General features: G+C 47.4%; 1 protein-coding gene. It reads left to right on the top strand.

What is annotated here, in order from left to right:
• A partial coding sequence (locus tag ACRD7P_RS21035) for a hypothetical protein (protein WP_430909779.1) occupies window positions 1-264 on the top strand: 264 nt, incomplete at its 5' end.
• Between the last annotated feature and the right edge of the window lie 303 nt (window positions 265-567).

The raw sequence follows: 567 nt of genomic DNA, 5'->3' as shown, positions 1-567 counted from the left end.
CATTTGGAAACCCTTAAAGGGTACTTGATAGAAAATAACCGGACCACATTTACGAACGCCGAGATACGCAGACGGTTGCGGATAAAGGAAACCACCCTGCGGCGTTACAACAAACAATTGTTGGCCGAGAACTACATCCAACGGGTAAAGGCCAAGACCAAAAGTTACACCTATGAAATCGTGGAAATGGGCGAGTACGAAAACCTGCGCAAGCATATAGACAGGGCATTGAGCGATTGCCTGACCAAAATAAAGGGAGAATGACAATTATAGCCCCACCGTGCTACGGTGCGCCATGTCGCCAGTAGTTCGCCACCAACAAAATGGCGAGGACAAAACGAAGGTAACCAGTTGATTACGCCCAACTCGCCACCGAATCCCGAAAATGCGACCGACCCATGAAAAGTGGCGGGTCGCCACAGACAAAAAAATGAAAAAATCTGTATTAAAAACCCCGAGTTACAAAATCTTGTTAAACGACTTTAAGTCGTGGATGGACGTGTTGGGCTACAGCGGTTCCATGCAAAAGAACTATCCCCACCACCTTTGCGAGTTCTTCCATTGGCT

Source organism: Maribacter sp. 2-571 (assembly GCF_050589625.1).
In the GTDB taxonomy this organism is placed as follows: domain Bacteria; phylum Bacteroidota; class Bacteroidia; order Flavobacteriales; family Flavobacteriaceae; genus Pelagihabitans.
This window is presented reverse-complemented; position numbering and strand designations above follow the sequence as displayed.